Annotated in this window: 27 protein-coding genes and 1 tRNA gene; 18 read left to right on the forward strand and 10 right to left on the reverse strand. The window is 54.6% G+C overall.

From position 1 onward, the window contains the following. Positions 1–76: 76 nt before the first annotated feature. Positions 77–367, reverse strand: a complete 291-nt coding sequence (locus tag A5774_RS01035) for a hypothetical protein (protein WP_023018841.1) — start codon at positions 365–367, stop codon at positions 77–79. 269 nt (positions 368–636) lie between these two features. Here A5774_RS01035 and A5774_RS11620 point away from each other — a divergent pair, with 269 nt between their 5' ends. Continuing rightward, on the forward strand, positions 637–1,953 hold the full coding sequence (locus A5774_RS11620; RefSeq protein ID WP_231892299.1) for a collagen-like protein: 1,317 nt from the start codon (positions 637–639) through the stop codon (positions 1,951–1,953). Between the two features lie 327 nt (positions 1,954–2,280). On the opposite strand, the gene A5774_RS01045 is transcribed toward A5774_RS11620, so the two are convergent. After that, a tRNA-Pro gene (locus A5774_RS01045) sits at positions 2,281–2,354 on the reverse strand. Between the two features lie 122 nt (positions 2,355–2,476). Beyond that, on the reverse strand, positions 2,477–3,379 hold the full coding sequence (locus A5774_RS01050; protein ID WP_064833063.1) for a metallophosphoesterase: 903 nt from the start codon (positions 3,377–3,379) through the stop codon (positions 2,477–2,479). Positions 3,380–3,488: 109 nt separating this feature from the next. Here A5774_RS01050 and A5774_RS01055 point away from each other — a divergent pair, with 109 nt between their 5' ends. Next, a complete protein-coding gene (locus A5774_RS01055; protein ID WP_021353535.1) occupies positions 3,489–3,995 on the forward strand; it encodes a GatB/YqeY domain-containing protein in 507 nt (168 codons plus the stop codon). On the opposite strand, the gene A5774_RS01060 is transcribed toward A5774_RS01055, so the two are convergent. Then, entirely contained in the window at positions 3,992–6,400 is a 2,409-nt protein-coding gene (locus tag A5774_RS01060) for a transglycosylase domain-containing protein (protein WP_064833064.1), read from the reverse strand. The two genes, A5774_RS01055 and A5774_RS01060, sit on opposite strands and share 4 nt — an antisense overlap. 153 nt (positions 6,401–6,553) lie before the next feature. Between A5774_RS01060 and A5774_RS01065 the strand changes: the two genes are divergently transcribed. The 4 genes from A5774_RS01065 to A5774_RS01075 all read left to right on the forward strand — a co-directional run bounded on the left by A5774_RS01065 (position 6,554) and on the right by A5774_RS01075 (position 8,515). Next, the gene (locus A5774_RS01065) at positions 6,554–6,907 is read left to right on the forward strand and encodes a WhiB family transcriptional regulator (RefSeq protein ID WP_197490208.1); all 354 of its coding nucleotides are present in this window, start codon (positions 6,554–6,556) and stop codon (positions 6,905–6,907) included. Between the two features lie 75 nt (positions 6,908–6,982). Beyond that, entirely contained in the window at positions 6,983–7,138 is a 156-nt protein-coding gene (locus A5774_RS11145) for a DUF4177 domain-containing protein (protein ID WP_021353538.1), read from the forward strand. Between the two features lies 1 nt (position 7,139). Further along, entirely contained in the window at positions 7,140–7,610 is a 471-nt protein-coding gene (locus tag A5774_RS01070) for a RidA family protein (RefSeq protein WP_023018847.1), read from the forward strand. A 77-nt stretch (positions 7,611–7,687) separates the two neighbouring features. Then, complete coding sequence (locus tag A5774_RS01075; RefSeq protein ID WP_021353540.1) at positions 7,688–8,515, forward strand: MBL fold metallo-hydrolase; 828 nt, start codon at positions 7,688–7,690, stop codon at positions 8,513–8,515. A 183-nt stretch (positions 8,516–8,698) separates the two neighbouring features. Here the strand turns inward: A5774_RS01075 and glxR are convergent, their stop codons facing one another. Next, the gene (glxR, locus tag A5774_RS01080) at positions 8,699–9,382 is read right to left on the reverse strand and encodes a CRP-like cAMP-activated global transcriptional regulator GlxR (protein ID WP_021353541.1); all 684 of its coding nucleotides are present in this window, start codon (positions 9,380–9,382) and stop codon (positions 8,699–8,701) included. A 107-nt stretch (positions 9,383–9,489) separates the two neighbouring features. Continuing rightward, the gene (locus tag A5774_RS11815; RefSeq protein ID WP_021353542.1) at positions 9,490–9,612 is read right to left on the reverse strand and encodes a hypothetical protein; all 123 of its coding nucleotides are present in this window, start codon (positions 9,610–9,612) and stop codon (positions 9,490–9,492) included. Positions 9,613–9,740: 128 nt separating this feature from the next. Between A5774_RS11815 and A5774_RS01085 the strand changes: the two genes are divergently transcribed. The 3 genes from A5774_RS01085 to A5774_RS01095 are packed head-to-tail and all read left to right on the forward strand — an operon-like array spanning position 9,741 to position 12,405. Next, positions 9,741–10,424, forward strand: a complete 684-nt coding sequence (locus A5774_RS01085; protein WP_064833065.1) for a TlpA disulfide reductase family protein — start codon at positions 9,741–9,743, stop codon at positions 10,422–10,424. Further along, positions 10,424–11,173, forward strand: coding sequence for a CoA pyrophosphatase (locus A5774_RS01090; protein WP_021353544.1), 750 nt, complete (start codon positions 10,424–10,426; stop codon positions 11,171–11,173). The genes A5774_RS01085 and A5774_RS01090 overlap by 1 nt, the downstream gene beginning before the upstream one ends. A gap of 35 nt (positions 11,174–11,208) precedes the next feature. Continuing rightward, on the forward strand, positions 11,209–12,405 hold the full coding sequence (locus A5774_RS01095; RefSeq protein WP_021353545.1) for a MarP family serine protease: 1,197 nt from the start codon (positions 11,209–11,211) through the stop codon (positions 12,403–12,405). 38 nt (positions 12,406–12,443) lie between these two features. Here A5774_RS01095 and A5774_RS01100 read toward each other — a convergent pair whose 3' ends face one another. Genes A5774_RS01100 through A5774_RS01110 form a run of 3 tightly spaced genes read right to left on the reverse strand, consistent with a single transcriptional unit; the run spans position 12,444 to position 14,953 of the window. Continuing rightward, the gene (locus A5774_RS01100; protein ID WP_021353546.1) at positions 12,444–13,409 is read right to left on the reverse strand and encodes an alpha/beta fold hydrolase; all 966 of its coding nucleotides are present in this window, start codon (positions 13,407–13,409) and stop codon (positions 12,444–12,446) included. 60 nt (positions 13,410–13,469) lie between these two features. Further along, on the reverse strand, positions 13,470–13,973 hold the full coding sequence (locus A5774_RS01105) for a phage holin family protein (RefSeq protein WP_021353547.1): 504 nt from the start codon (positions 13,971–13,973) through the stop codon (positions 13,470–13,472). Beyond that, positions 13,970–14,953 (reverse strand): HAD family phosphatase, encoded by a 984-nt coding sequence (locus tag A5774_RS01110; RefSeq protein ID WP_082936033.1) that lies wholly within the window; start codon positions 14,951–14,953, stop codon positions 13,970–13,972. The genes A5774_RS01105 and A5774_RS01110 overlap by 4 nt, the downstream gene beginning before the upstream one ends. A 270-nt stretch (positions 14,954–15,223) precedes the next feature. Between A5774_RS01110 and A5774_RS01115 the strand changes: the two genes are divergently transcribed. From A5774_RS01115 to A5774_RS01145, 7 genes are all read left to right on the forward strand, one after another. After that, the gene (locus A5774_RS01115) at positions 15,224–16,438 is read left to right on the forward strand and encodes a hypothetical protein (protein ID WP_064833066.1); all 1,215 of its coding nucleotides are present in this window, start codon (positions 15,224–15,226) and stop codon (positions 16,436–16,438) included. Between the two features lie 97 nt (positions 16,439–16,535). Continuing rightward, on the forward strand, positions 16,536–17,723 hold the full coding sequence (locus tag A5774_RS01120) for a TadA family conjugal transfer-associated ATPase (protein WP_231892300.1): 1,188 nt from the start codon (positions 16,536–16,538) through the stop codon (positions 17,721–17,723). Then, on the forward strand, positions 17,720–18,520 hold the full coding sequence (locus A5774_RS01125) for a type II secretion system F family protein (protein WP_082936034.1): 801 nt from the start codon (positions 17,720–17,722) through the stop codon (positions 18,518–18,520). The genes A5774_RS01120 and A5774_RS01125 overlap by 4 nt, the downstream gene beginning before the upstream one ends. 140 nt (positions 18,521–18,660) lie before the next feature. Continuing rightward, positions 18,661–19,101 carry a type II secretion system F family protein gene (locus A5774_RS01130; protein WP_021353552.1) on the forward strand — a complete coding sequence of 147 codons (441 nt, stop codon included), beginning with the start codon at positions 18,661–18,663 and terminating at the stop codon, positions 19,099–19,101. A 197-nt stretch (positions 19,102–19,298) separates the two neighbouring features. Further along, positions 19,299–19,460 (forward strand): DUF4244 domain-containing protein, encoded by a 162-nt coding sequence (locus A5774_RS10770; protein ID WP_024272867.1) that lies wholly within the window; start codon positions 19,299–19,301, stop codon positions 19,458–19,460. After that, positions 19,435–19,791: a hypothetical protein gene (locus A5774_RS01140; protein WP_024272868.1), complete on the forward strand. Its 357-nt coding sequence runs from the start codon at positions 19,435–19,437 to the stop codon at positions 19,789–19,791. Before A5774_RS10770 ends, A5774_RS01140 begins: the two co-directional genes overlap by 26 nt. Next, positions 19,788–20,162: an Rv3654c family TadE-like protein gene (locus A5774_RS01145; protein WP_082936035.1), complete on the forward strand. Its 375-nt coding sequence runs from the start codon at positions 19,788–19,790 to the stop codon at positions 20,160–20,162. The genes A5774_RS01140 and A5774_RS01145 overlap by 4 nt, the downstream gene beginning before the upstream one ends. Positions 20,163–20,195: 33 nt before the next feature. Here the strand turns inward: A5774_RS01145 and A5774_RS01150 are convergent, their stop codons facing one another. Further along, positions 20,196–22,580 carry a DEAD/DEAH box helicase gene (locus A5774_RS01150; protein ID WP_064833068.1) on the reverse strand — a complete coding sequence of 795 codons (2,385 nt, stop codon included), beginning with the start codon at positions 22,578–22,580 and terminating at the stop codon, positions 20,196–20,198. A gap of 186 nt (positions 22,581–22,766) precedes the next feature. On the opposite strand from A5774_RS01150, the gene A5774_RS01155 reads away from it, so the two are divergent. Then, positions 22,767–22,970, forward strand: a complete 204-nt coding sequence (locus A5774_RS01155; RefSeq protein ID WP_021352804.1) for a cold-shock protein — start codon at positions 22,767–22,769, stop codon at positions 22,968–22,970. A 226-nt stretch (positions 22,971–23,196) separates the two neighbouring features. After that, a partial coding sequence (locus A5774_RS11895; protein ID WP_156519508.1) for a toprim domain-containing protein occupies positions 23,197–23,312 on the forward strand: 116 nt, incomplete at its 3' end.

Here is a 23,312-nt window from a genome sequence, read left to right on the forward strand (position 1 = left end):
TAGTTGCTAGCAGCCATGGTGGCAAGGCAGTACTGCACTTGCCGCTGTTGAATTGCTGCGCTACAGCGCTAGTGAATCACAAAGATATATCTTCGGGCTCACCATAAAACTCTTCTGGAATGGAGAGTGGGGTGGGCCCTTCTTTTTTGAATGCTTCCAGCCGGGGCTTCCATTCTTTCGGGAGCGAACCGAATTGCTCGAGCTCATTGGTTTTTCGGTTGATCATGATCGGTCCCTTGCCGGGCTCAGGTGATGCGGGTGCGAAAAGCCACCAGGATTCCGTTTCCGCAGCGCCGGAAAGTTTGCCACGGCGTTGATAGACCCATTTAGCAGCGTCGTAGAAGCTCAGTGCATTTGCAGATTCCATGGGGTTAGCTTAGTGCTACAGCGTGATCTTCGCTACATCAGGTGGGATGTTGGTAGTGGCTTATGAAGCTGTGGAGAGCTTTAAAAATTCCGCATAATATGCATAACGGTGGAATTATGTAGTGAAGATCATTGTCGATTGTCTTGTTTTCTGAATCGATTAAGTGTTTAGTTGTTTGCAAATCTATTTTGCTTGCACAAAATAGATTTTGTGTACCCACAGAAGTGGTGTTGCACTTGGCTTTTGAAGAGAAACTCGGAGACCACACTGTGGCTAGAAAGAAGTCAGTCGGCGTAACTGCATGCGCAGTATTCGCCCTGAGCCTGGGGCTGCTGACCCCAATCAATACTGCTCATGCGCAGGAAAATGTTGAGCCCACCGCAACGACTGAAACCCAACTCTGTCCAGTCGTCGATTTTGCTGTCTCCTCGGCGGCGTTTTCTTGGGAAATTTCGCCGGAGCAAGCAGCAAAACATCATTACCAAGGTAGTGCTGTAGCCCGTGGCGAGAACGGCCAAGCGATTGCGGCTACCTTTCGTGGTAACCAAGACCAGACATCAGTAAAGCTGGATGCGGACAATCGAATCACTAGCGCGTCAATTACTGCTGACGGTTTGTTTTCTGTGGGTAACGAGACCATCAATTCTCTTGTGCTGACCGTTTCGCATGACAAAAAGGTCTCTCTGAATGCGAGCTACAACGGCACCTCGCAAACGATAGCTAAAGGCACTTTGACGAAGGAAGAAGCTGACACTCTTCCAGTGCTCGACAGCCATACAGTGTTGTTCAAGGGCCAGGTAGATAAGCTTGATTTCTTGAGCAATATTTCCGATGACGTGAAAGCCGCTTTGTCTGGAACCCTCACGGTATATGGCGAACTTGCGCCAATCCGCAAAGAAAATTGCACCGAGGAAGAAAAGAAGGGGGTGCAAGGACCTCGTGGCCCAATCGGCCCACAAGGTGATCGTGGCCCAGCAGGTCCAGCGGGCCCTCCGGGCAGTGAAGGTAAGCCAGGGCCACAAGGTGAGCCAGGTGCGCGGGGCCCACAAGGCGAGCCTGGACAGCGGGGACCGGCAGGCCCTGCAGGTGAAGACCTGAAGATCAAAAAGCAGTACGATGATGCACAAGGCAACATCGTCGTAGAGTTCACTAACGGCCAAAAGATTGTCATCCCGAAGGGTAAGGATGGCGCTACAGGCAAGGATGGTGCTGCTGGTAAAGACGGTGAAAAGGGTCAAGATGGCAAAGATGCCAAGCCGTTGACCATCGTCGGCCAGGAGATTAAAGACGGGAAAGTCATCGTCAAGTTCTCGGATGGCAGCACTGTCGAAATCCCGCTGCCGAAAGATGGCAAGGATGGACAAGACGGTAAGGATGGCCGGGATGGTAAAGACGGCAAGGACGCCGAACCAGCACCAAAGAACCCACAGGAAGATCAGTCCGATGTGTCGTCGTCAAGCGCTGGCGGTATTTTCGGCTCCATCCTGAAGACGCTGGCGAGCTTGTTTACCGGGCCGACGTTACTGGGCAGCTTCTTCAGCAAAATCATGGATCTGCTGAAAACCCTAAGCGGTATGCGGATCTAAATCACTGATTTCGCCTGCTCCTAGTCAAGCCTCCTGGTGAAATCTACCAGCGAAACCTCCTAGTGAAAACACGGGGAAGTGTGCGCCCCCGGTGGGTGGCAATAAAAGCTTAGAACACCAATTGTGCATGCGGTCGCATTCTGCTCTTTAAGGGTTGGGTGCGACCTTCAGAGATGTAGGGGTATACGAGGGTTATGCGGCCTAAACGACAAAAAGCGTGGGTTAAACCTGGGTTAAGCCTCAAAAGTGTGTCTGGGTTTCAGGGGTCGGGTTAGCCTGCATACGAAGAAAGACCGAGAAGCAAAAGCTTCTCGGTCTTTTCTATTGTCGGGGCGACAGGATTTGAACCTGCGACCCTCTGCTCCCAAAGCAGATGCGCTACCAAGCTGCGCTACGCCCCGCCATCGCGATGAAGTATTAATTTCTGCGACTTGGATATCTTATTATATCGAGCTTGCAGAACACAAATCGAGGGTCCTGTAGGGGAGAATCCCCAGCGTATGGCGGGAAACGTCGCCAAGTATTAAGTTGTTTTTTCGATAATTCGTAGCAGTGTTGCCGACGGGCGGCAGAACAAACGAAATGGGGCATACTTTGAGGTCCCTAAGCCATTGGAGACGTGCATTGCCATGCCGTCGAAGTCATGGAGTCCCTGCACCCGCTCGCGATCGATACCACAATTGGTCACCAACGCTTTGGAACCCGGCAAACACACTTGCCCACCATGCGTATGGCCAGACAACGAGAGCTGGTAGCCGTCGGCAGCAAAGCGCTGTAACACGCGTGGCTCAGGGGAGTGCAACAACGCCAGAGCCAGGTCCGCATCCGGGTTTGGGGCACCAGCGATCTCGTCGTAGTCATCAAAATCATGATGCGGATCATCTACCCCGGCCACCGCCAGGCGCACGTTACCGACCCGGAATTCGTGGCGCCGCTGATTCGCATCAAACCAGCCCCGCTCAATAAACGCGGCACGCATATCCCGCCACGGCAAATCCACATACGACGGCGTGCGTTTCTTGCCCGTCAGGTACTGGAAGGGGTTGACCGGCTGGGGCGCCCAGTAATCATTAGTGCCCCATACGAACAACCCCGGTGTGTTCAATAGCGGGTCCAGTGCGCGCAACACATCAGGAACTGCGTGCTGGTCAGAAAGATTATCTCCGGTGTTAACCACTAAATCAGGCTGCAATCGGGCTAGATCGCGTACCCACGCAATTTTTTTGTCCTGGCCGGGGATCATGTGCAGATCCGAGACATGCAGTATCCGAAACTCTGCCTGGCCGTGCGCGCTGCGCTTTTTGCCCAAGGTGCCTTTGGGTAGGAGCGCAACGGTGTGTTCTTTGAGCTCAAAGCGATTGAGTTCCGAAACCGCCCAGGCCAGTGTGCCCGCACCCGCACCGAGGGTGGTCACGGTGGTGGTCATTAGTGCAGTTTTCCACGAAATATTCACCCCGCCTAGTCTAGACGGACTTTAGGTGGAATCTTGCCGTGATCTCGTTGCCCGGTCGGGCCAAGCGAGTATCTTTGGGACTATGAGTGAGAACAACATGACAAGCGAGAACAGCGCCCAGGCATCATTAAAAGAGCACATCCGCCAGGATCTGACTACCGCTATGAAGTCCAAGGACAAGGCGACGACGTCTGCGTTGCGTATGCTGCTGGCAGCTATCCAGGCCGAGGAGACTTCCACCGGTACCCGCACCGAGCTCACCGACGATGACGTTCTCAAGGTTATTGCTCGGGAGATCAAAAAGCGTCGCGAATCCGCAGAGATTTACCGCGACAATGGGCGCGATGAGCTTGCCGACGCCGAACAGTCTGAAGTCGAAGTCTTCGAAAAATATCAGCCACAGCAGTTGGATGATTCCGAACTTGCCGAGTTAGTAGATGGCGTTATTACTGAAGTTTCGGCTGCTGCTGGCGAAAAATTGAGCATGAAGCACATGGGCCAAGTGATGAAGGCTGCAAACGCAAAAGCCTCCGGACGCGCAGATGGTAAGCGCATCTCGGAGGCAGTAAAAGACCGCCTGCAGGGCTAAAAGTTAAACAGGTTACGCAACTCTTCGGTGGCGTTTTCAATTTCCTGTTCTAGGTTGAACTCCAGCGCCGGTGGTTGGCTGCCGCCACCGGTGTTGTTTTCTGTCTGGGTGCCTGGGTTTGACTGGCGGCGTGTTGGCGGGGTGCTGCGGGCTGAGCCATCGGAAATTCGCAAAATTACCACGCTATTAGCTGGTCCTGCGAAATCCGCACTGACTACTCGGCCGGCGGGCATTCCATTGCCAGCCACTCGCTCCGTACGCACTTCTAAACCGGCCTCGGCCAAACGATCCCGCGCTACGGATTCACGCAATCCGCGCACTTCGTTGAGTTTGGCGGCGTCGAGGCCTTCATTAAAAGCTGGATCGTAGTCTTCTGAAACACCACCATTGAGCGCCGGTGGTAGGTTGTTGGCCATGTTGTAGAACGAACGCGCCGGTTCAGTACCACCAAAGAGGTTTCCGTTGCTGCATTGGCGCACTGGGCTGGTGCATAGCGACATCGTGGTGGTGCTGTCGTTGAAGATATACGGTGCCGCTGCGATGCCAGAGTTGAAGGCCAGGAAAGCAGCGGAATAGTTCTCGTTGGTGGTACCCGTTTTGGCTGCCATCGTGCCGGGGAAGCCCTCGGCATTACGAGCGTTGGCGGCGGTACCGGATTTACCGTCCTCGGTCATTGCCTGTGATAACGCATCGGCTGCGTTGGAGTCCATGACGTTTTCGCACGGGGTGCGCTCTAGGTAGACTTCCTGCCCATTGCGGTCATAGACGGCGTCGATTGGATTCGGTTCACACCAGGTTCCGCCGGAGGCCAACGAAGCACCGACATTGGACAGTTCCAATGCGTTGACCGGGGTGGAGCCCAAAACGTAGGAACCAAGGTTGGCGTCTTTCTGGAACTGCGCGATGGAGCGCTCACCGTCGTGCGTGCCTTCTTCTGCGTAGCTGCGCAGTCCTAGGTTTACCGACAGATCTACCACGGCAGGTACCCCGACGCGTTCCATCAGCTGGACGAACGGTGTGTTTGGTGAATGCGCTAGTGCGTCGCGCAGAGTCATGGAATCGGCAAATTCACCGAAGTTTTCCACGCAGTAGCGGTTGGCCGGGCAGTTTGGTGCGCCACCGTGACCCAAACCTTCTGCCTCGTAGCGCGATGGAACCGACATGTATTGTTCGATGCCCATGCCGTCTTCGATAGCAGCGGCAGCAGCAAAAACTTTGAAGACAGAACCTGCGCCGTGGCCGACCAGCGAGTACGGCTGTGGGAGAATCGTTTCCCCGGCTTCTTGGTTCAGGCCGTAATTGCGTGACGACGTCATCGCTAGGATGCGACGAGAATCTTTGCTGGGTTCAATGACATTCATGACCTCGGCGACGCCGTTCGCCTGCGGGTCGGTATAGCTGGAGACCGCCCGCCGCGCTTCATGCTGCACGCCCGGATCTAGAGTGGTGTGGATGTCATATTTTCCGGCAACCAGTTCGTCGGTAGTAATTCCGCGCTCGTCTAGATACTTCAAGGCGTAATCACAGAAAAATCCGGCATCGCCTGCCGCGATGCAACCGTTGGCCAAAGTCTCGGGGGTTTCTAGCACCCCAAGAGGCTCATTCTTAAAGCCATCGGCTGCTTCCTGATCCAAATATCCATGATCGACCATTGCCTGCAAGACGGTATTCCGGCGATCGGTTGCACCGTCTGAGTTGGTGTACGGATTTAAATATTCCGAAGACTGCACCATTCCAGCCAGCATGGCGGCCTGGGGCACCGACAATTCAGCAGCTGAAATACCAAAGTAGGTGCGTGCAGCGGATTCAATGCCGTATGCGTGGTTGCCAAACGGTACCAGGTTCAAATAACCAGCCAGAATATCTTCTTTGCTCAGGCGGTCATCCAAATCGGCAGCGACACGGATCTCACGCAATTTACGCGCAATTGTTTGTTCAATTGCTTCTCGACGCTCTTCGTCGGTGTCGGCGTCGACAAGCAAAGCCCAGTTCTTGGCATATTGCTGGTGGATCGTCGACGCGCCTTGCTGTACGCCGCCGGCTGCAATGTTAGTGGCCAGCGCACGCAGGTAGCCCTGAAAATCGACGCCCTCGTGTTCGTAGAAACGGTTGTCTTCGATCGCGACGATGGCATCCTTCATGGCCTGTGAGATTTCCTCTGGCGGAACCTCATGGCGGCGTTGGCTGAAAAAATTTGCCAACACATTGCCCTCACTGTCATACATGGTGGACACGCCCGGGGCGCCGCCCTCCTGAATGTCGGTGAGATCAGATTCCATAGCCTTTTCGGCACGTGCTGCACTCGCCCCAGTGATGCCGGCAACCGGTGCGATGGCCGCGGCAAAAACCGCAGACACACCGAGCGTCGCCAGCAACATGGTGATCATCGATTTGGAATAAGACACGATAGATACTTTACGCAGTAAAGGTGTGTGGCAAAAGCACTCACACCCCCTGGAAGTGTGACGCATTCGACAAGATTGGTCACGCGCCCTAAACTATCTGGAACACCTCAGCGAAAAATCACGCCCTCGCTGTCAACAATGAGGAGTCGATTCATGCCCGCCACTCCAGGCAACCACCAATACAACTCAAGCTACCGTGGCGCCTACAGCCAGAAAACGGCGAAAATTTCCTCCGCAACTGTCGAGCGTGGTGAGTGGGTAGCCCGGGCCAAGTGCCGCAATGGTGACCCTGACGCATTATTTGTGCGCGGAGCAGAACAACGCAAAGCTGCGCTGATTTGCCGTCACTGCCCCGTGGTCTTGGAGTGTTGCGCCGATGCGCTGGATAACGAGGTGGAATTCGGTGTCTGGGGTGGGCTAACCGAACGCCAGCGTCGGGCCATTTTGCGCAAAAACCCGCATGTAACGGATTGGGCGAGTTACCTTTCCAACGGTGGCGAGTTTTAGGACCGACTGTGCACCCGTCACACTGTGCACCCGTGACCTAGTCGTCGGCGCGGAGCAGGCGGTAGAATTGGGCCCATGAAGAAATGGGAATACGCAACTGCACCTGTCCTTGTCCACGCTACCCAGCAGATTTTGAACAGCTGGGGTGAAGACGGTTGGGAGCTGGTGACCATCATTCCGGGGCCAAACCCAGAAAATCTGGTCGCTTACTTCAAGCGCGAGCTGGTTTAACATGGCCGGCGATGCTGTGAACATTAATGAGCGGCTGGCAGAGCTCGGTATTGAACTGCCAAACGTGGCCAAGCCGTTGGCTGCCTATGTGCCCGCGAAGCGCGTCGGAAAGCAAGTCTGGACCTCCGGCCAGCTGCCGCTTGTCGACGGTCAGCTGCCGGTAACCGGGCTGGTTGGTGACGAAGTTTCTGCTGACGAGGCTTATGGGTTGGCGCGTATCTGCGCTCTTAATGCATTGGCAGCGGTGGATGCAGAAGTAGGGTTGGACAACGTCGCTAGCATTTCTAAGCTGGTCGGCTTTGTTGCCAGCGCGCCGGGGTTTTACGAGCAACCAGCCGTCGTCAATGGTGCATCCGATCTGGTGGGTGAGATTTTTGGTGATGCAGGCCAACACGTTCGATCCGCCGTCGGCGTGGCCGTCTTGCCGAAGAACGCACCGGTTGAAGTAGAGATGGTTGTTGAACTGCGCTAGCTTTTCGTGACCAACAGCGCAGCCGGCAACGGTGGCGTATAGCCGGGAAAACTGGAAGTTCTAGTACGGTAGGAGGCATGAAGCATCCTGCTTATAGTCAGCTTCGTCCCGTAACCCCTTCGGTGGGCGTGGTGCTATGCGCTAACCCGAGTTACGCGGCATTGGAAGGCACTAACACCTGGATTATTCGCGCAGGTGAAGACGATAAAGCAATTGTTGTCGATCCTGGGCCAGAAGATGAAGGTCACCTCAATGTGGTTCGTGGAAAAGCCGGCGAGGTGGGGCTGACGTTGCTGACCCACCGTCATTACGATCACGCCGACAGCGCTGATCGGTTTCGGCAGCTGACCAACCAGCCAGTACGTGCTTTTGACCCAAGCTACTGCATTGGCGGCGAAGCCTTGCAAGACGGCGAAATCATTTCTATTGAGGGAGTAACTCCGCAGGTAGAAGTTGTGCACACACCGGGGCATACCTCGGATTGTGTGTGCTTTTTTGTGTGGTCGTCCACCCCACACGAATCCCAACTTGAAGGCATCATTACCGGCGATACCATCGCTGGGCGCCACACTACGATGATTTCCGAGACGGATGGCGACCTCGGACAATACCTGGATACGCTGCGTATGTTGCAGAACCGAGGGCAAGGGGTGCCACTTCTGCCAGGGCATGGGCCGGACCAAGACAATGTGGCTGAGTGGGCCGAAAAATATTTGGAACGTCGGCAGTACCGTCTGCAACAAATCCGAGAACTGCGCGCTGAGCATGGTAATGATGTGGAATTACAGACGTTGATTGATGCCATGTACCAGGATGTGGATCCGGTGTTGCGGCATGCAGCAGAACAGTCGACCAGGGTTGCGTTGCGGTATTTGGATGAGCAGAGCGCCGAGGCGCAGGCTTAACTCCTGGAAGTGCAGCTGTGGCCATAGGACACGCCATGCCGGGGCTGCTGAAGTTAAAAATAAGAAAAGCGCTAGTCGGATGTGTTTCCGCTAGCGCTTTTTTCTGCAAGCTCTGGCTAGGTGCTAGGTGCTTAGTTTTTCCCGCCCGAACTTGCTTAACGAGGCTTGGGAAGCGAATTCTGCTTAACGGGCGCGACGTGCGAGGTGTTCGGTATCGACGATGAGCACGGACTTGCCCTCCAGGCGAATCCAGCCACGGTGTGCGAATGTCGCGAGAGCTTTGTTCACTGTCTCACGGGAAGCACCGACCAGCTGCGCAATCTCTTCCTGGGTCAGGTCGTGGTTCACGCGTAGTGCTCCACCTTCCTGGACACCGAAACGGTTAGCCAGTTGCAATAGGGTCTTGGCCACGCGACCAGGCACATCGGTGAAGATCAAGTCCGCCAAGGAAGCGTTAGTGCGGCGTAGACGGCGAGCGAGTACGCGCAGTAACTGTTGTGCAATCAGCGGATGGTCAGAGACCCATTTCTGCAGCATCTCTGAATTCATCGTGGCCGCGCGGACTTCGGTAACACAAACTGCGGAAGAAGTACGTGGGCCAGGATCGAAGATGGACAGCTCGCCGAACATATCGGAAGGCCCCATGACCGTCAGTAGATTTTCGCGGCCATCTGGGGCGTGGCGCGCGAGTTTAATCTTGCCGGAAGTGATGATGTACAGGCGATCGCCCGGCTCACCTTCCTCAAAAATGGTGGTTCCCCGCGGATATTTGACGGTTTCCATCTGCTCGATGAGGTTGTCGACTGCTTCTGGGTCGACACCCTGGAAAATACCCGCGCGCGAGAGAATCTCGTGTACTTCTTCCACTTCTGACTCCTTGGACTAGCTTCGGTTAGCTGAAATAGCTGTAGTAATATACCCCACCTTAGTGGGCTGACTGCATTGGCGGGTGCAAATGCGAAGATTGATTATATTTACGCTTTTGTCACACCGCTAGGGTTCTCCGCTGCGCTAGCCAAAACCCCCGCTTCTAGCTTTTCCATTGCCATAGCAAAAACAGCTAAGGCGATGGGAACGATTATAGTGAGAGCAATCATGCCTTCATTCTAGTAAACGCGACCTACTTTTGTGGTGCTCGCATCGCACATTCTCGTGGTCGGGTGTTGTTTCGGCAGGTTATGGCTTTGTCTGGGGCCCGTGTGACGTGGCTGTATTAGTCTAGTGCATGATGAATAAACAGATCGCACTTATTAGTGTTATTGGCCTTGTGCTTAGCGTCGCGGTGGGCTTTGGTGCTTATGCCATGCTGCATAGTTCCACAGGTCACGTCGCGGGAGAAACGGCTGTAAGTAATAAAGCTGAGAGCCCAGCTGGCGAGGCAATGAAGGGTTCCGTGTCTCAGGATGAGGGGGCGGGCTTACGACGCCCGGCCTGTCCGAGCTTGGAAATTCCTGGTGCGCAAGTGCAGCTGCCGTGTTTATCGGAGCAGGCAGTGACCGACGTTGACAAAAATGATGAACTCTCAACTGATGAGAAGAACGAGGCCATTGGCGGCGATGCCGGTGCGGCTGGCGACGAAATTACTGTTGTGAATGTGTGGGCTTGGTGGTGCCAGCCTTGCCGGGAGGAAATACCTTATCTGCAGGAAGTCCAAGATAAGCACCCTGAATGGCAGGTCGTCGGCGTGCACGCCGATAAAAACGCGAAAAACGGCGCCGGGATGCTGGATGAAATGGGCGTAGATTTTGTCAGTTACCAGGATTCTCACAATACCTTTGCTTCCGAACTCGGTTTACCTGGCGTGATTCCGATTACCATTGTGTATGTAGGAAACGAGCAGAGGAAAGTGTTTGTCCAACCATTCCGCTCAACAGAGGAAATTATCGAAAGCATAGAAGGTGTTTTGTAGTGATAGCGAACTCTGATCATCCTGGCTGCAACATTGCAGTCCAGCCAGAGCAAGCTCCACAATGGTTAGGGAAACTCGCCGGGCTGCACGAAGATAGCCTGCAGAAGTATCTGCCAAACCGAAGTGCAGAGGAATTCAATCTGCCAAAGCCGAAAACCATCAAAAAGGCTGCGGTGTTAATGCTGTTTGGGGGCTCCCAAGCCCCTGCTGGCGACGGTGGTGCCCCGGACGATGCCACAGTCTTATTGACCCACCGCCACCCCGGGATGCGTAGCCATTCAGGCCAAATTGCTTTTCCTGGTGGCCGGATTGATAACACCGATCTTTCGCCGGTTGATACTGCGTTGCGGGAAGCCTGGGAAGAAACGGGGTTGAACCGGAACAACGTGACCCCGCTGAAGCAATTTAATGAGCTGGCTATTCCAGTGACAGGAAACCAGGTGCACCCTGTGTTGAGCTACTGGGATAAGCCATCCGAAGTCGCCGTGACTAGCCCGGAAGAAGCAGATGATGTTTTCACTGTCCACGTCGGCGAACTATTAACTCCGGAAAATCGGTTTGTCATTGGCCACGGGAACTGGGTCAGTCCGGCCTTCCGGGTGCGGGATTATGTGATCTGGGGGTTTACCGCAGGATTATTGAATGCGGTTTTCCACTATTCGGGGTGGGAACGAGATTGGAATAAGACAGATGTTTTCGACTTGCGCGAAAGCTTAGCAAAATCGCGTAATAATGAAGCGCTTCGTTAGCGGTGGCTGGCGCAGGAAGCGAGTAGGATTTCCCCGTGGCAGAATCAATTTTCGTTGACCTTATTATTCTTCTGGTCATTGTGACCAGTATTGGCATCGGTTGGCGGCAAGGCGCAATTGCGTCCATCCTGTCTTTCATCGGAGTGATCTCCGGATTAATCATTGGAGGCGCCGCCGCGCCGATGCTGATGGGACTGACTGAGCACACATTGGCGCGCTTTGTTTTGGCGATCGGCAGTCTAGTTGTGAGTGCTGGTATTGGCCATTTAGTAGGTATTTCGCTTGGGCTGAAATTGCGCGAAAGCATGCGCCTGAAATCATTACAGACGGTGGATTCTGCGATCGGTTCGGTGGCCCAAGCCGTGGCTGTTTCAGTCTTGATCTGGCTGGTGTCGATCCCGCTTGTGACCGGTACTAGCGGTGCGTTTAGCCAGATGTTACGTAGCTCTGCGGTGCTTAGTGCGATGAATTCGCTAGCGCCAGAACGCGCGGGGCAACTGCCAGCCCAGATTTCAGCGATGCTCAACGAATCTGGGCTGCCGCCACTGGTGTCTCCGTTTGAAAACCACCCGGAACCCCACGAAGTTGAAGCCCCACGTATCAACGTCGACAATGAACAGATGGTGCATGCTGTGCGCCCTTCGGTCATTCATGTGATGGGAGAATCCGATCAGTGCCGCAGGCGGTTGATGGGCACGGGGTTTGTGGCGCAGGATGATTATATTCTCACCAACGCCCATGTAGTTGCCGGAACCCAGAGCGTACGCGCTGATACCGTGGTCGGGCTCCGTGATGCTGAGGTGGTTTACTACAACCCAGACATTGATATTGCGGTACTGCATGTTCCGAACCTAGGGTTACCAGTTCTGCCATGGGCAGAACAGCCAGCATTAAGCGGTGACGATGCAGTGGTGATGGGCTTTCCACAATCCGGGCCCTTTGAGGCTTCGCCTGCACGTGTGCGGGACCAGATCCGGATTTCCGGCCCTGATATTTATGCTCAAGGCCGGGTAGAACGTGAAGTTTATACACTGCGCGGAAATATTCGACAGGGAAATTCTGGCGGGCCAGTCACCACTGATGACGGGCGCGTGATCGGCATGGTTTTTGGTGCTGCAGTGGATAACTCAGATACCGGCTATGCCCTGACCGCTGAAGAAGTGCGCCAGCAAGTTGGCGAGTTCGGTGCCTTGCGCGCACCAGTAGAAACCGGTGCTTGTGTTGCTCAGTAGCCGGTTGGCAGGTATGCCGTTTTAGTTTTCATGCTTTATTAACGACCGTCCTGGCTGCTGCCAGTACTGGTTAGCTCTGCCTGTTGCCACTGTTTAATTTGTTCACGCACCATCCGCACGAATGCTTGGGGGCGCTCTATATGCGGTAGGTTTTTTGTTCCCTGCATAGTCACGGCGGTCCAAGGAGCGCGCATGCGTTGTGCGCTGCGTGCCGTGAGTTTTTTCCACAGGCTTTGATCCGCGTGCACCATGGTTACGGGCACCTTTACCGGCTGATCCAGCCAACTACCAGAACCAAAACTGAGCAAGTGCCGGTTATGCTGTAGAGCCACCGCACGGGTGTGGCCAATCTTAGATGCCCGCACACGCAGGTTTAATTCGCTAGCAAATTCCGGAGTGTCGTGGAATTCTGCGGTGGTTTCGCTGCGCAAATTGCGCCGGTATAACCATTCGAATCGTTGGGGAAACGGCAGGTAGAAAAAGGATGGCAAACGCATGATCGCGGCGCGCAGCAGAATCCATAAAAAATTCCAGGGTTGGGTTTGCACGGTTTTTCGAAGATCGACCGGGTGCGGGCTGGCGATGGCGATGAGACCACGGACCTGGTCTGGATATTTGCTAGCAAGCGCCCAGCTTAGAGCACCGCCAACGTCGTAGCCTATGAGATAAGCGGAATCGTATCCCAGCGCCGAAATGATGCCAGAAATTTGCCCGGAATCGCTGCGAATATCTTGGCCTGCGGAAACCGGTGGATGGTCCGACATGCCGTAGCCACGTAAATCCACAGCGACGACGTGGAAGCCGGCGTCGGCAAGTTCTGCGATGATGTGGCGGTATTCAAACCAACCACTAAAGGCCCCGTGTAACAACATAATCAGCGGATCAGTAGTGGAACCGGCGCTGACGGTGTGCAAACGGAGGCCATGAGTATGAACGTGTCCGTGCTGGAATGGACCGTCTAATTCAACGATGGACGGCGAAAGCTTAGCGGAACGTTTGGGCATGCCCACACTGTACCCCAGGCACCTAAGCCTGGGGTGGTGGCATAGCTGGGGTTTATGAGATTAGGTGTACATTCCCGATGGGCCTTCCAGCGATTTGCTGGCCGAACCCGGACGAAGCTTCTTCAGCTCGCCTACTGATTCAATGGTTGCTTTTGGCGCTTGGATCTTCTTTACCTTCTTTACACCAATCAGCGCGACGACGGCTGCAATAACCAACATCACCAGGAAGACGATGAGAAATGCTGCCCAGCGCTGCAGCCACAGGTGGGCCAGCAGTTCTGCGAGGAAGAAGAACAAGAAAAACGAGCTATACAAGGCGACGGTGCCTGCTACGGCAAACATGCCACCGCCGATAGCGCCCTTTTTTGCTTCACCGGCAAGCTCCGTTTTGGCAAGCTCAATCTCTGCGCGTACCAGGCTAGAGATTTGGGTAGTGGCATTAGAAACTAAATCGCCGATAGAAGTTTCCCCTGGTTTGGCGGTATCAGCATCACTTAAAGGGATTGAATCCACTTTTGGGTTAAAATCATCGGTGCCATCGGTGAAAAGTCCTTGCTTGCTCACGCTATACCTTCCCTTGCTTTTCGCAGAATATTCGCAGAAATCGTGTGTTGGTTAATAATTGTACGTCGTATGGCTCTAGCTGTGGAGTTTAGGTATCTCCCGGTGTTTTCTGTGAGTGCTTGCGCTGTCTCCAGGACAGATGCTTCCTGCTTGTTTGGTGCATAACACTTGCTAAGCAGGGTCCCTGCGGTGATTAATGCGATGACTCCAGCGAGCAGGCCAGCGCCGATGCCGATTTCTTTTGCTCCGGGCATTTGGAACAGTGGTGCCGGATCTTTGAAACTGCGGATTTCCCAGCCACGTTCTAGGGCAAGCTTTTTTAGTGGGCGGTCCGGGTTAACTGCAACCGGGTTACCCACTAGTTCCAGCATGGGCGCATCCGTCACAGAGTCGGAATAAGCAAAGCTTTGTTGCAGTTCATAGCCGTGTTTGTCGACAAGCGTCGTGATCGCTTCGGCTTTTGCCGTGCCTTTGCAATAAAACTCGACTACCCCGGTGAACGTGCCGTCAACAATTTCCAGTTCGGTGCTGATGACCTCGGTGATGCCAAGCTCTTCCGCGATCGGTTCCACGAGCTGCCGGGCCGATGCTGAAATGATAATGACCTCGTGGCCTGCTTTTTTGTGAGCTTGGACCAGTTCCCGGGCTTCGCTATAAATCGCTGGGGTCAGCACGTTGTGCATGGTCTCGCGTACGATTTCGCGGACTTGTTTTTCTGACCAACCGGTGATCATGGAGGTCAGTTGGTCGCGGGTGGAGTCCATTTGCGTGCTGGATTGCCCAGCGAGCATATAGCTGGCTTTTGCTAAAGATAGGCTCAGTGCATCCTGCGGGGTGATCAGTCCGTTGTGCAGGAATTCGCGGCCGTAAGCAAACGCAGAAGAGGTGGCAATAATCGTTTTGTCCAGGTCAAAAAACGCTGCCACTTGACCGGGCTGCGCCTCGGTGTCGCTGGCGGCGGTGCTGTGAGAATTGTCCATGAAGACCTGCCGTAAAACGTATGTGATTGTTGGGGTAAAAGTTAACAATTGTTGCCTGCTGTTACAAGAACTATCTTAGTTGGCTTATCTCTGCAATGTTTGGGCTTGTTACAGATTGGATGGTGGGGTGAAGGATTTTAGGGGGAAGCAGCAGGGTTTTTGAGGGTTATTCACAGTTATCTAGTTGATAAGGCCACAAATTCGGCGGGTTGTCCACAGAATCACCCCAGGTCATTGAGCTTCTATTCCATTCCGGCTTGGCTAGAGACCATGAGCGCACAAGATTCATCCATCGTCATCGCCATTGCAGATCCCACTCTGCGTACTGAGGCGATTCATATTGCGGCAGCCACCGGTCATCGGGCGGTCACAGCCACTGATGAACGCGATATCTACCGGCTTGGTGCACGGGCCGAAGCAATCATTCTTGATGCTGATTACGCCGATCTTTTGACGGAATCTGCTGCACGCCGCGACCAGCAGAGCAGCCCTATTTATCTGGTGTGTTTAGATCCGGGGCCGGTCGACGAACAACTAGTCCGCGATTGTGGCGCGGAAGTCGGGTACGTGATTCCTTCACAAAACAAAGAATTTCTCATTACTTTAGGAGAACAATCGCGCCCCGCAGAGGCACAGACACCCGCACCCCGCCCCAGGGCAGCTACGGCATTGCCCAATTCCGCACGTTTGCAGCGCCCCTTGTCCAACCGCATTTCTGAGCAACATTATCCAGCACAGTTTGCACCGCCGCAGTCTGCATCACAACGCCACCCACACTTGACCATCGCGGTGCTCTCATCCGGCGGCGGAGCTGGAGCTTCGACGGTGGCAGCAGCGATTTCCCGGGTGGCTGCACATGAAAACGTTGGTGCAGTAACGCTGATTGATGCAATTGATCATTCTGGCGGTTTGGACCTGCTGTTGGGGATTGAAAAACATGATGGATTGCGGTGGCCAGATTTGAACTTGGGTGACGGCCGCGTCAATGCCAGCGACCTCCGTGCCTGTTTGCCTACTACCGATGACGGTATCGCCGTGTTGACCGAACGACGCACTAATGACGGAACAGCAAGTTTTGGCGACCGGGAAGAAATTGAAACTGTGCTTTCCACGCTGCACAGCGAACCCGGGCTTTCCGTTATCGATGCTAATCCCTGGCACATTCCGCGTTCGATTGATGCGGCAGTGTTGATCTGCCCGGCAGAGCTACGCTGCGCGGCCCGAGCAGCACATTTAAGCACGCAGTTGTCTGGAACGCATACCCCACACAGCCTGGTGGTCCGGCACCGCCAGTGGTCAGCACTCAGTATCGAGGAAATGGAAAACCTTGTACGAAGCCAGGTCATTGCAGAAATTGGCACCATCAAACGTCTGACAAAAAGCACTGAGAGCGGTGGGCTGCCAGACAGAATTCCGAAACCACTGTCGATCGTCGCTCGCGCTGTACTCGCGGAATACGGGTGGAATACCGCCGAGACTCACTAACTCCACATCTCATCTATTAGATGCGCAGACATCAGCCGTCGGCTGCAGGCGTGAGTGTTCTCGAAGACCAAAACCTCTATGAACTGAAAGTGAAATTATGTCCGTTGCACCGCACATAGTCGAGACAATCCAGCGTCGGGTTGCTACCGAACCCAGTCTTGTCGACGACCCTGCCCAGCTAGCCCGCTTGATCCGTAAAGAATCGGGAGTGATAAGCGATTTCGACGTATTAGAAATTCTACGGAAACTGAAAAATGACACCGTCGGCATCGGCGTTTTGGAACCTTTATTATCGCTAGCTGGAGTGACCGACATTGTTGTGAATGGTCCCGAATCCGTATTTTTTGATCGAGGCGACGGTCTAGAAAAAGCTGAAATTGAGTTTTGCGACGATGAAGAAGTCCGAAGACTAGCAGTACGATTGGCTAGCCTATGCGGTCGGCGATTGGATGATGCCCAACCGTGTGTGGACGGCAGGATTCGTCGGGAAGAAGGTATTGCACTGCGATTTCATGCAGTGCTCAGCCCACCAGCGCAACAAGGCACTTGTATTAGTTTGCGAGTTTTGCGTTCGCATTCTGCAAGCTTGGACTCGTTATTTCAGCACGGCAGCTTGGACGAATATTCCAGACAGTATCTGCGTGAGGTTATTGCACAGCGTCGTTCTTTTCTTATCGTTGGTGGAACCGGTAGCGGGAAAACTACCTTGCTTTCTGCTTTGCTCAGCGAAATTGCCCCGCAACAGCGTCTGGTTTGCATTGAAGATACCCCAGAACTGACTCCCAACCATCCGCACGTGGTCAACCTGACTGCACGAGGTGCTAATAGCGAAGGGGGTGGTGCGATCAGCATTTCTGACCTGTTGAAACAGGCTCTGCGTATGCGGCCAGATCGAATTATCGTTGGCGAAATTCGTGGGGCTGAGGTCGTAGATTTGTTGGCTGCGCTGAATACTGGCCACGACGGTGGCGGTGGAACTTTACACGCTAACCGGCTCACAGAAGTGCCTGCACGACTGGAAGCACTGGGCGCTCTTGGTGGGTTAGAACGTATGGCTTTGCATTCGCAGCTCACTGCTGCCGTGGAAGTGGTGCTGGTGATGCAGCGCCGCCCCGATGGAACCCGCCGGCTAGCGCAGATTGGTCAATTGCAGGCAGATCCTTTACGGATCGAGACTATCTGGGAATACGGCGACAACGATTCGGATAACGATGATCATCTGCAGGACGCCGATCCGTGTGGCGTGGATACTCATGACAGTATTTCTGCTGAGGTGCCAGCATGAGCGCAGCAATAATAGTGCTCGCAGTAGCGGTGGCCTTGCATCCTGGTTCGGCAAGTGCGCGCATCGGTACGACATCCACAGCGCTGGTTTCGAAAGAATTTTTGCTAATGATCGCTGTGGTTTTCCTGGTAGTGACCGTGCTTATGGCAGTTGGCACCATAGCATTGGCGCTTGCCGGTGCGATGGCAGCGGCAACGGTGATCATCACTATGCGACAGCACATGCGTCGACGCCGGATTATCGCTGATACCAAGTCATTGGGGGCCTATATTGGCCAATTGGCAGCAGATATTGATTCTGGAGCACACCACTTTCACGCAGTGGAAACCGCAGCGTCCCAGCTACCGGAAGATGCCTCCCCACGAGTACGCACGGTGGCAGAATCTGCAGCCGCGCAAGCCAGATTTGGCCACAGCCCGGCGTATGCTTTCGCCCAGCACAGTTCTTCTGAATTACCGCAATTACAGAGGTTATCGGTGTTGTGGCACGCGGCAGGACGTCACGGCATCGCACTGTCCGGGTTATTAGATTCTGTGCATCGAAGTATCGATGGTGCCAACCGGCATCGCAGCGCTACTGAGGCGAGTCTGCAAGGACCACAGGCGACAGCGGTAATTCTCACGTGCTTGCCACTGGCAGGAATCCTCATGGGAATCGCCATGGGTGCAGCCCCACTAAGGTTCTTGCTTACGACGAACTTAGGCGGTATTGCCCTGGTTACTGGTGTCGGATTGGCTTGCACAGGATTCGTTTGGTCTCGGAAAATTACCGCGAAAGCGGTGGGGGAGACGTCATGACGGAGCCCGTAATCCTCGCTACAGCGCTCGTCATTCTGGCTACAGCCTTGTGCATTCCCGCTGCGCCTGTCACCGGCAGAGTGGGATGTGGGACAAGCACAACGAAAAACCCGCGAGAGCCACCGAAAAAACTGCACCCTATGCACATCGCTGCTGATATCGAACTGTTTGCGGCCTGCGTGGAATCCGGGTTAGCGCTGCATATTGCTACCAGTGTGGTAGCAGAAGCTGCAGCCAATGATACTGCGCCGGTATGGCAGGCAGTCAGCCAGCTGGAAGCCGTGGGCATTGCTGATCGCGAAGCTTTTCGTGGGATGCGTGCGCATGAGGGGTTCGCAGATCTGGCGGCGATTATTGAATCAGCTCGGCATTCCGGGGCGCGTATCGCGCCACGTTGTCGTGAATTAGCTGCCAACTTGCGTGCGGATGCCACAGATCATGCCCGGGCAGCTGCAGAACGTGCAGGGGTGTTAATTGCTTTGCCTCTCGCGGTGTGCTTTTTGCCCGCGTTCATTGTCCTTGGCCTGGCCCCAGTCGTTATCAGCTTGGCAACAGACCTGCTCGCCACCACACCGGGGTGAAGCAAAAGACCATTTCAGAAGACCATTTCATCTGACTCAAAGGAGACAAAATGACTACACGATTTCGGACTTCCCACACGAAACAACCAGATAACATTCTCGATGCCACATCGCAGCCTAACCAAGGCGCTCAGTGTGCTGGAAACGACGATCTCGCAGCACACACGACGACACGGAAAACGAAGGGCGGAGTGCGAATGCTCGTCGACGATTCCGGCATGAGCACGATTGAATACGCCATGGGATCGTTAGCTGCTGCCGCACTGGCTGCGGCACTGTACCTTGTGGTCAGCAGTGGGGGAGTGACTGATGCAATCGAATCGATTATCACTGATGCGCTGTCTGATACCCCGTCCTAATCCGAGACGACGCGCAGGCTGGCCGCAGGCAGGGCCTTTCGGCAATGACCGTGGTTCAGTCACCATTGAAGCCGCGTTTGCATTGGCCGCGCTGGTGATTGTGACAGCACTAATCATTGGAGCGATTGCAACGGTCAGTGCACACATCTCGGCACTGGATACAGCAAGCGCGGCTGCTCGTGCGCACGCGATTGGGGTGGATTACCAACCGTCAGGAAATGCACAGATCAGTGTGCAGGAGTCAGCCGGGTTGGTGACAGTAACTGCGGAGGTTCCCGCGGTATTCGGAACTCGCAGCGCTAGCGCAATATACCCTGTGGAGACGCGATGACGATGCACAACCACGGTGACAGCAGCCTTTATCGCCGGTTCCGGCATGCTCGCGATGATGATGGTTATGCGACCGTAGCAGCCATCGGAATCATTCTGGCCATTGCGGCCGTGGCCTTGGCACTGGTTGGCGTGGCAAGCCATGTCGTCGCACGGCACCAAGCCCAGCTGGCGGCGGATATGGCGGCGGTTGCTGCAGCCGAAGGTTTGTCACGAGGTGATCTGCCGTGCCCTGTTGCACAACGCATCGCAGGGCTAAACCATGCCAGTGTGGTTTCTTGTCGGACAGATAACCGCGATGTGCTCTTAGAAGTTACCGCAGGCGTATCCGTCACGGGTGTGCATGCGAAAGCGCGTGCCGGGCCTGTTTAATATCGGGTAATGCAGTGCAAATTGCGAGTTAAGTTAACTGGCTGCACTGGCATCCAGGGAAATGAGCAGTGCATCCAGCACCTTGATAGCACCGGCTTTGTTGAGCGGCTCATTACCGTTACCGCATTTCGGTGATTGCACGCAGGAGGGACAGCCGTGGGCACAAGTGCACGCGGATACCGCTTGCAAGGTAGCGGCAATCCAGTTGCGGAAGCGGCGAAACCCCTCCTCGGCAAAGCCCGCTCCGCCTGGATAGCCGTCGTAGACGAACACCGTTGGTAACTGGGTATCAACATGCAATGCAGTGGAAACACCGCCAATATCCCAGCGGTCGCACGTGGCCAGCAGCGGTAACAAACCAATAGCGGCATGCTCGGCAGCATGCAAGCTACCAGGAATATCGGCTTCTTCCACCCCGGCGGCAGCCAAAGCTCGTGGGCTAATGGTGTAAGCCGCTGCCTGCGTAAACAGGCGTTGTCGCGGCAAATCTAAAGGTACTTGTTCTGCGATGGAACCATCAGGAAGCCGCACCATAAAGCCGGTGACTTGGTCAATGACCTCCACATCCACCAATGCGACTGAAACATCAGGAGACAATTGTCGTACATGATCATTGGGTGGGCTGGAGACAATACGGATTTGGGTATCGGAGAGTGCTTGCGTGGAATAATCAGGTTGCTCTGGACGGGCAACAGCGATGTAATCGTCGAAATCCAAATCGTCGATAAGAAAACTTTCCCCTTGGTGCAAATACACCGCGCCGGGATGCAGCTGGCTGGCAGCGCGTGCGGAATCCACTGTGCCCAACAACCGTCCGTCAGACGAATCCACAATCATGACTTGTTGGCCGGAACCACCTCGGATATCGACAGCCGAGTGTGCAGTATCAGGGCGCAATCGGCCTTCCGGAAGCGGCGCGGCAAACCAACCTTGTGCCCGCGCTCGCAAAAAACCGCTGTCCGTTAAACGCTGTACGACATCATGGGCTTGCCACTGTTCAATATCGAAGGCGGAAAGAGGCTTTTCCACGGCCGCGCAATAAACGTGACCTTCCAGGACATAGGGATTTGTTGGATTAAATACGCTGGTCTCAATTGGACGTTCCAAAAGTGCTGCTGGGTGATGAACCAGATAGGTATCCATCGGGTCATCGCGGGCAACGAGCACAACTAAGGAACCTTGCCCCCGGCGCCCAGCCCGGCCTGCCTGCTGCCAGAAAGAGGCCACAGTGCCGGGAAAACCAGCCCCAATTACCGCATCAAGCCCGCCTACATCAATGCCTAGTTCGAGAGCAGATGTTGTAGCCACGCCCAACAACTGGCCGTTGTCTAAATCGTGTTCCAATTTTCGCCGATCCTCGGCTAAATAACCGGCGCGATAAGAAGCGATTCGGGCGGCGAAGTCCATGCGACCACGTGCACTGAGTTCTTCAGCACAACGCAAAGCGGTGGTTTCTGCTTGTCTTCGAGAACGCACGAACGTCAATGTGCGGGCACCCGCGGCGACCAAATGCGCCATGATCGCCGCGGCCTCCGTCGAAGCGGCGCGCCGGACCGGTGCGCCATTCTGGCCCGAGATATCGTCGCGGAAACCCGGTTCCCATAAAGCCACGGTGCGCGTTCCCTGCGGGGAACCGTCGTCCGTAACCCCCTGCATAGCCCGCCCGGTGAGACGCTGAGCCTGGGCGACTGGATCTGCTGAGGTTGCGGAAGCACAGATAATCGTCGGTTCTGAACCGTAGTGGGCGCATAACCGCAGAAGTCGGCGAAGCACCAAGGCGACGTGGGAGCCAAACACTCCGCGATAGGTATGGCATTCGTCAATGATGATGAATTCTAAATGTCGTAATACCCGCGCCCAGCGTTGGTGAGCACCCAACAAGGAAGCATGCACCATATCCGGATTGGAAAAGATAAAACGCGAAGACTCACGGATTCCCGCCCTGGATTCTGCGGGGGTGTCGCCGTCATACGGCGCTGGGGCGATTGTCGATAAGTACGGCAATCCCTCCGCCGCTGCACGAAGTAAGCGTTGGATCGATAACAGCTGATCTGACCCCAGCGCCTTTGTTGGGGTCAGATACAGTGCACATGCTGTGCGGTCGGTGCCTAAACGAGAAAGCACCGGAAGTTGGTAGCCGAGTGATTTTCCCGAGGATGTGCCGGTGGCAATCACTGTATTTTGCTTGGAGTGAATTGCCTCAGCGGCTTCCGCCTGGTGGCTAAATAATCGCGTAATACCCCGATCCTCGAGTGCCGTGCGCAATGCCGGGCTGACCCAATCCGGCCATTCCGCATAGCGGGCAGTTCGCGCCGGGATCACACGCTGGTGGGTCAGGGTGGAATTGGGGAATACGGATACGAGTTCGTCGAGAAGCTCTCGACCAAAAGTTGTATCCGGCTGCTCAAAAGCGCCCATTTCTACCCCCTTGTGGGTGTGCTTGACGGGGTTTTCTTGAATATATTTCTTAAGAGTATCTTCTGCGCCGAAATCGTGCGAGACTAATTCCTGAACGCGGTTTCTAGGTTAGTTCGAGAAGTGCTCGCAGCAAGGTTAGATTCGCGGACACTTTGCAGATCCGTCGCCAAAAGAAAAGGTTTTAACATGGCAAAAGGAACCGTTAAATGGTTTAACGCTGAAAAAGGTTTCGGCTTCATCGCTCCGGAAGATGGCTCGAAGGATGTCTTCGTGCACTACTCCGAGATTCAGGGCAACGGATTCCGTAGCCTGGAAGAAAACCAGCAGGTTGAATTTGAAGTCGGCGAAGGCGCTAAGGGCCCACAGGCTCAGCAGGTTGTAGCCCTCTAATTTGGGTGGCCTGTAAGGTCACGCAAACACCGGGAAAATAACGTCGGGATTCCCCGGCATGTAGCCTCGGTAAATCTTGCCGAATAAGCAAGAAAAACATCACCCAGCATTGCCACAAGGCATGCTGGGTTTTTGCTTTAGTGTAGAAGCACCATATATTACTGTGTAAACGAAGTAGCGCACTAGTACTCCGCACGCTAATTAAGCACGAAAGAGACGTGATCCCGTGGCAGGCAAGACGCTCGTTATCGTCGAGTCACAAACCAAAGCAAAAAAGATCCAACCCTACTTAGGTAACGACTACCTGGTCGAAGCCTCCGTGGGGCACATTCGTGATCTGCC

Origin of the sequence: Corynebacterium sp. EPI-003-04-2554_SCH2473622 (assembly GCF_001665955.1) — a bacterium.
GTDB classification, from domain to species: Bacteria; Actinomycetota; Actinomycetes; order Mycobacteriales; family Mycobacteriaceae; genus Corynebacterium; species Corynebacterium pseudodiphtheriticum.

Bases quoted from the DNA above. Each gene is read 5' to 3' on its own strand.
- A5774_RS01110 (WP_082936033.1), bottom strand. From the start codon at position 14,953: ATGGACAATTCTCACAGCACCGCCGCCAGCGACACCGAGGCGCAGCCC.
- A5774_RS01100 (WP_021353546.1), bottom strand. From the start codon at position 13,409: ATGCCCAAACGTTCCGCTAAGCTTTCGCCGTCCATCGTTGAATTAGAC.
- A5774_RS01070 (WP_023018847.1), top strand. From the start codon at position 7,140: ATGGCCGGCGATGCTGTGAACATTAATGAGCGGCTGGCAGAGCTCGGT.
- A5774_RS11145 (WP_021353538.1), top strand. From the start codon at position 6,983: ATGAAGAAATGGGAATACGCAACTGCACCTGTCCTTGTCCACGCTACC.
- A5774_RS01155 (WP_021352804.1), top strand. From the start codon at position 22,767: ATGGCAAAAGGAACCGTTAAATGGTTTAACGCTGAAAAAGGTTTCGGC.
- A5774_RS01085 (WP_064833065.1), top strand. From the start codon at position 9,741: ATGATGAATAAACAGATCGCACTTATTAGTGTTATTGGCCTTGTGCTT.
- A5774_RS10770 (WP_024272867.1), top strand. From the start codon at position 19,299: ATGCTCGTCGACGATTCCGGCATGAGCACGATTGAATACGCCATGGGA.
- A5774_RS01050 (WP_064833063.1), bottom strand. From the start codon at position 3,379: ATGACCACCACCGTGACCACCCTCGGTGCGGGTGCGGGCACACTGGCC.
- A5774_RS01115 (WP_064833066.1), top strand. From the start codon at position 15,224: ATGAGCGCACAAGATTCATCCATCGTCATCGCCATTGCAGATCCCACT.
- A5774_RS01065 (WP_197490208.1), top strand. From the start codon at position 6,554: ATGCCCGCCACTCCAGGCAACCACCAATACAACTCAAGCTACCGTGGC.
- A5774_RS01150 (WP_064833068.1), bottom strand. From the start codon at position 22,580: ATGGGCGCTTTTGAGCAGCCGGATACAACTTTTGGTCGAGAGCTTCTC.
- A5774_RS01130 (WP_021353552.1), top strand. From the start codon at position 18,661: ATGCACATCGCTGCTGATATCGAACTGTTTGCGGCCTGCGTGGAATCC.
- A5774_RS01120 (WP_231892300.1), top strand. From the start codon at position 16,536: ATGTCCGTTGCACCGCACATAGTCGAGACAATCCAGCGTCGGGTTGCT.
- A5774_RS01140 (WP_024272868.1), top strand. From the start codon at position 19,435: ATGCGCTGTCTGATACCCCGTCCTAATCCGAGACGACGCGCAGGCTGG.
- A5774_RS01075 (WP_021353540.1), top strand. From the start codon at position 7,688: ATGAAGCATCCTGCTTATAGTCAGCTTCGTCCCGTAACCCCTTCGGTG.
- A5774_RS11815 (WP_021353542.1), bottom strand. From the start codon at position 9,612: ATGATTGCTCTCACTATAATCGTTCCCATCGCCTTAGCTGTTTTTGCT.
- A5774_RS01035 (WP_023018841.1), bottom strand. From the start codon at position 367: ATGGAATCTGCAAATGCACTGAGCTTCTACGACGCTGCTAAATGGGTC.
- A5774_RS01055 (WP_021353535.1), top strand. From the start codon at position 3,489: ATGAGTGAGAACAACATGACAAGCGAGAACAGCGCCCAGGCATCATTA.
- A5774_RS01125 (WP_082936034.1), top strand. From the start codon at position 17,720: ATGAGCGCAGCAATAATAGTGCTCGCAGTAGCGGTGGCCTTGCATCCT.
- A5774_RS01145 (WP_082936035.1), top strand. From the start codon at position 19,788: ATGACGATGCACAACCACGGTGACAGCAGCCTTTATCGCCGGTTCCGG.